Annotated in this window: 6 protein-coding genes; 2 read left to right on the plus strand and 4 right to left on the minus strand. The window is 72.4% G+C overall.

Annotation, left to right across the window (positions count from 1 at the left end; translation table 11 throughout):
- From VGR37_24290 to VGR37_24305, 4 genes are all read right to left on the minus strand, one after another.
- The coding region (locus tag VGR37_24290) for a hypothetical protein (protein ID HEV2150542.1) at positions 1-487 on the minus strand (487 nt) is incomplete at its 3' end.
- A 44-nt stretch (positions 488-531) separates the two neighbouring features.
- Positions 532-1,014: a cupin domain-containing protein gene (locus VGR37_24295; GenBank protein ID HEV2150543.1), complete on the minus strand. Its 483-nt coding sequence runs from the start codon at positions 1,012-1,014 to the stop codon at positions 532-534.
- A 91-nt stretch (positions 1,015-1,105) separates the two neighbouring features.
- Positions 1,106-2,128 (minus strand): DUF5996 family protein, encoded by a 1,023-nt coding sequence (locus VGR37_24300; protein ID HEV2150544.1) that lies wholly within the window; start codon positions 2,126-2,128, stop codon positions 1,106-1,108.
- Between the two features lie 129 nt (positions 2,129-2,257).
- Complete coding sequence (locus VGR37_24305) at positions 2,258-2,797, minus strand: ion channel (protein ID HEV2150545.1); 540 nt, start codon at positions 2,795-2,797, stop codon at positions 2,258-2,260.
- 104 nt (positions 2,798-2,901) lie between these two features.
- Here VGR37_24305 and VGR37_24310 point away from each other — a divergent pair, with 104 nt between their 5' ends.
- Together VGR37_24310 and VGR37_24315 are read left to right on the plus strand one after the other, a co-directional pair.
- A complete protein-coding gene (locus VGR37_24310; GenBank protein ID HEV2150546.1) occupies positions 2,902-3,954 on the plus strand; it encodes an ion channel in 1,053 nt (350 codons plus the stop codon).
- Positions 3,955-3,956: 2 nt separating this feature from the next.
- Positions 3,957-4,484, plus strand: a complete 528-nt coding sequence (locus tag VGR37_24315) for a YetF domain-containing protein (GenBank protein ID HEV2150547.1) — start codon at positions 3,957-3,959, stop codon at positions 4,482-4,484.
- Positions 4,485-4,586 lie beyond the last annotated feature (102 nt).

Consider the following 4,586-nt stretch of genomic DNA (forward strand, 5'->3'; position numbering starts at 1 on the left):
GCGAGGGGGGACGTGCGGGTGCGGCCACCACCGCCCCGTCGACGGCGAGCCGGACGGTGACGCCCGTGGCCGGAGGCGTCACCCACGCGGGAGTCCCGTCCCCCTTCGCATGGTGTCCCGCCCAGTCGCCCTCGTCCTCCCGGCCGTTCTGGTTGCGGTCGGCGAGCCCGATCACCATGTACTCACCGGGCGCGAGGCCGCGGATCACGAAGGAGGCACTCGCTCCGCGCGTGTCGACCCGCACCGCTTTCGACTGCGGCGACCGGTCGCTGCAGCGTGCGTCGACCACGTGGCAGGCGATCACCATCGCGCCCTGGACGGTCTCGCCGGGCGGCGCGTGGATGGTGCCGCGGATGTCGCCCTGGGCTTCCAGGCGGCCCGGAAGGCAGAGGGCGGCGAGGGCGAGGATGGCGGCTGGGACCGCGCCCGGACCGGCCGCCGCCCGGTGTGCACGACCCCCCCCCACCGCCGAGCGTCCGAGTTTCATGTGGGTCCGTCCGTGTATGGAGTGAGGATACGACGTCGGCGCGATCAGTGGTGCGGGGCTCCCGGGACGGTGAGCGGACCGCCCCGCCCGTTCGCCGCGAACGCCACCACCACGACCGCCTCTTCGGCCCCCGGGTTGCGCCCCACGATCACGGTGCCCGCCGGGATGTGCACCACGTCGCCGGCCCGCGCGGTGTGCTCCCGGCCGTTCAGCACGACGGTCATGGCGCCCCGGTGCACGAAGAACGTCTCGTCGTGGCCCGGGTGGTGGTGCTCCGCGATCTCGCCCCCGGGCGCGATCCGCATGATGCGGGAGACCAGGGTGGGGCTCTCGTGGAGCACCGTCGTGGCGACCGTCCCCGCCGCGGGCACATCGGCCGTCGCGACGTTCAGCACGCGGACTCCGGTGCCGGCCGGCGCGTCGCCGGGGGACGGGAGCGCGGTGGGAGCGGTCGCCGCAGGGGGGACGGGGCCCCCGCAGGCGGCGAGGGAGGCCAGCAGGACGAGCAGGGGGAGACGACGAGGCATGGGGCGGACCTCCGGACGGGGTGATCCTTGCGGGTCAGGACAAGCTACACCTGCCCCCCCCTGAGGACAACGCTGCGCGGCTGGCGGGGAGCTACGCCGTGCCCGAGGCGGGGTCATCGGCCTCGTGCTCCGGGAAGGCGGCGGCGCGCCCCGCTCCAGGGTGCGAGCCGGGCGCGGGGTAGTCCTCTTCCAGCTCCTCCCGGTCCCACCGGCCCAGCTCGGCGGTCGCGTCGTACGTGCTCTGGAAGAAGTCCAGCAGCATCCGCTCGGGATCGTCCGCCTGCCGCACGTCTTCGTAGAGCAGGATGAATTCCTGCATCTCCTCGCTGTAGAACGCCTGGGGCGGGCGGACGGGATGCTTCGCAAACCCCTCCGGCGCGGGGTAGGCGTACGCGTAGAAGGCGGGGGCCTTCACCGGGCCGCTGCCGGGCCAGAAGCCGCAGCTGCTGCATTCGCGCGAGTACGCCTCCCGCGTCACCCAGTCCGCCAGGTTCGGGATCCCGCCCGGGTGCGGGGGCGCCCGGCGGCCCGAGAAGCGGGTGACCGCCAGGTCGAAGCTGCCCCAGAAGAAGTGCACGGGACTGCACTTCCCCACGAAGCGGGAGCGGAACTCCGTCATCACCCGGTCCGCCGCGACGAGCACCCGCCAGAACCGCTGCGCGTGCTCGGGGTCGTAGGTGGCGTGCTCCCGGTCTTCGTCGAAGGGGATCGGATCCTCGATCTCCACGGGGCCGGTCCAGATCTCCACCTCCACCCCCAGCGCGCCGAGCGCGTCCATGACCTCGCGGTAGAACGCGGCCACGGGGCGGGAGCGCAGCGCGATCCGGCGCTCCTGCCCGTCGCTGGTCTGCAGGTGGAGTTGGTGGTCCAGGAAGTCGAGGTCGATCTGAAAGGTGCGCCCGCCGTCCGGGATCGGGGAGGTGGTCAGCCCCCGCACGGTGACGTAGAGGGGTACCTGCCACCAGTGGTTGACCATCGGCGCGCGGGCGAGGCGGACCTTGCCGACGACCTGGGTCCACATGTGGAGGGTGGCGTACGTCTCCGACCACGCCTCCAGCGGCAGGGCGGGCCAGCTCTCCCCTGCCGGCACCGGGGTCCCGCTCGAGTCCGCCATCGCTCACCTCCTGGGCTCCGGACGTGCGCTCCGCCTTGCGCCGAGGCTGGGGGCGAGCCGGCGCAAATGCCACGCCGGGAGCCTCCGCGAGCAGGGGAGACGGAGGACCGGCCCGCCTTCAGTGCACGGTCACCGATCCCCGTCGTCTCCCCCGTCGTCCGCCCGACCGGCCGGGCTGTGGGGCGAGACCACGTTGGCCGCGACGGAGGCCAGCACCCCCAGGATGATGTAGCCCGTCAGCGCCTGCATTCCCGCCAGCGCCCGCCCGACTCCCTGCGGATAGAAATCGCCGTAGCCCAGCGTGGTGAAGGTCACGACGGAGTAGTACACGCTGGTCCAGAACTCGTGGACGACGGGTGAGTCGGGTCGCGTGCTGTCGATGATCCCGACCTTCTGGTAGACGGCGCCGAAGGAGACCAGCATCGCCAGGACCTGCGCCACGGCGATCAGGCCGTGCCGGAGCAGGTGCCGGGTGCCCTTGAGGATCACCCGCACGCGCGCGACGAGGAGCCACACGTACGCGGTGAGGAAGACGAAGCCCATCGCGACGATGAAGATGGAGCGCGGCAGCCCGGCGGGGATGACGTGGGACAGGCCGACCCACAGCCCGCCCACGAGCAGGAAGAGGAGGAGGGCTCCCGCCCCGGCGGCGATCAGGTGCTGTCTCATGGCTCCAGGTGGCTGCCGTGGGTGACGAAACGGACGCCGTACAGTAGCCGGCCCACGCCCCCGGACGCCAGATCACGTCGCCGCGCCGGCTCCCTGCGGCATGAATGTTCCGGTCGGGGCGGGCCGTCCGCCCTGTTCACCCCCACCGGAGACCGACCCTGGGGATCGCCTGGCTCGTTCTCGGAATCGCCCTTCTCCTGCTGGTCTTCCTGGATGCGCTCTGGACGACGCTGTGGGTGGACGGGGGCGCGGGACCCCTGGCCTCGCGCCTGACCACCTGGGCCTGGCGTGGGGTCCTGGCCGTCGTCGGCCGTCGGCGCCACGGGGCGCTCAGCCTGTTCGGCCCCACGATCATCGTCACCGTGGTCGTCACCTGGGTCCTCATGGTGTGGGCCGGGTGGGTGTTCGTCTTCGCGAGCGACCCCGGCTGGCTCGTGACCGGCAACGAGCCCCAGGTCCCGGCCGGCTGGGCGGGACGGATCTGGTTCGTGGCCTACGCCATGTCCACCATGGGGAACGGAGACATCGTGCCCAACGGCGGCGTTGCGCAGATCGCCGCCTCGCTGACCACGCTGAGCGGGTTCTTCCTGGCGACCCTGGTGATCAGCTACCTCCTCGCGGTGCTCGGGGCCGTGGTGGCCAAGCGGGCCTTCGCGGGCCAGGTGTCCGGGCTGGGGAAGACGGCGGAGGAGTTCCTGACGAGCGCGTGGGACGGGGAGAGCTTCCGCACCCTCGACCTGCCGCTCAACTCCTTCTCCGGCCTCCTGGGGGCGCTCACGGAGCAGTACCTCTCCTTTCCTGTTCTCCAGTACTACCACGGCGCGCGGCCGGCGAAGTCCCCCGCGGTCGGCATCGTCGTGCTGGACGAGGCGCTGACGATCCTGCGCTACGGCGTTCCGGAGCCGTACCGGCCGAACGCCGCGGTCCTGCACGGCGCGCGCGCGGGCGTGCGGAGCTACCTCGAAACGCTCAAGTCCGCCTTCATCGATCCGGCCGACGAGGCACCCCCCCCCCCGGACCTGGGCAGGCTGCGCGAGGCCGGCATCCCGACGGTGAGCGACGCGGAGTTCGCCGGGGCGCTCGACGACCTCCGGGACCGGCGCAGGGAGCTGCTGGGGCTGCTGCGCAACGACGGCTGGGACTGGTCGGACCGGTAGCCATGGACCGCGTCACCTTCTTCTTCGGCGGGTGGGAGCCGGTCGCCCGCGTCCTGGTGGTCGGCACGCTCGCGTACGCCGCGCTGGTCCTGCTCCTGCGCGTCTCGGGCAAGCGCACGCTGGCGCGGATGAACGCCTTCGACTTCCTCGTGACCGTGGCCCTGGGGGCTTCGTTCGGCCGCGTACTGACCGCCCGGAGCGTGGCGCTGGTGGAGGCCTTCGCGGCGTTCGCCCTGCTCGTGTCGCTGCAGTACGGGATGACCTGGATCCAGGTGCGCTCTCCCCGGTTCGCTCGCGCGGTGACGTCGCCGCCCACGCTCCTCTACTTCCGTGGGCGCTTTCTGCGCGACGCCATGCTGCGCGAGCGCGTCACGGAGGACGAGCTGAGGACGGCGGTCCGGGAGCACGGGGCCGGCTCGTTCGACCAGGTGGAGGCCGTCGTCCTGGAGTCGGACGGGCGCTTCGCGGTGATCATGGCGAAGAAGGCGGGCGACGGCTCGGCGCTGGAGTCGATCGGCACGGAGGGGTGAGGGGGCGGCGCGGGTGAAGACCCCCTCACCCGGCGCTGCGCGCCACCCTCTCCCCGCAAGGGGGAGAGGGTTGAGGAAACTCGCTGTCGTGCTCCCCTCCCC

Source organism: Longimicrobiaceae bacterium (assembly GCA_035936415.1).
Classification (GTDB): Bacteria; Gemmatimonadota; Gemmatimonadetes; order Longimicrobiales; family Longimicrobiaceae; genus JAFAYN01.

Coding starts and splice junctions, on each gene's coding strand:
- VGR37_24300 (HEV2150544.1), bottom strand. CDS start 2,128: ATGGCGGACTCGAGCGGGACCCCGGTGCCGGCAGGGGAGAGCTGGCCC.
- VGR37_24315 (HEV2150547.1), top strand. CDS start 3,957: ATGGACCGCGTCACCTTCTTCTTCGGCGGGTGGGAGCCGGTCGCCCGC.
- VGR37_24295 (HEV2150543.1), bottom strand. CDS start 1,014: ATGCCTCGTCGTCTCCCCCTGCTCGTCCTGCTGGCCTCCCTCGCCGCC.
- VGR37_24305 (HEV2150545.1), bottom strand. CDS start 2,797: ATGAGACAGCACCTGATCGCCGCCGGGGCGGGAGCCCTCCTCCTCTTC.
- VGR37_24310 (HEV2150546.1), top strand. CDS start 2,902: ATGTTCCGGTCGGGGCGGGCCGTCCGCCCTGTTCACCCCCACCGGAGA.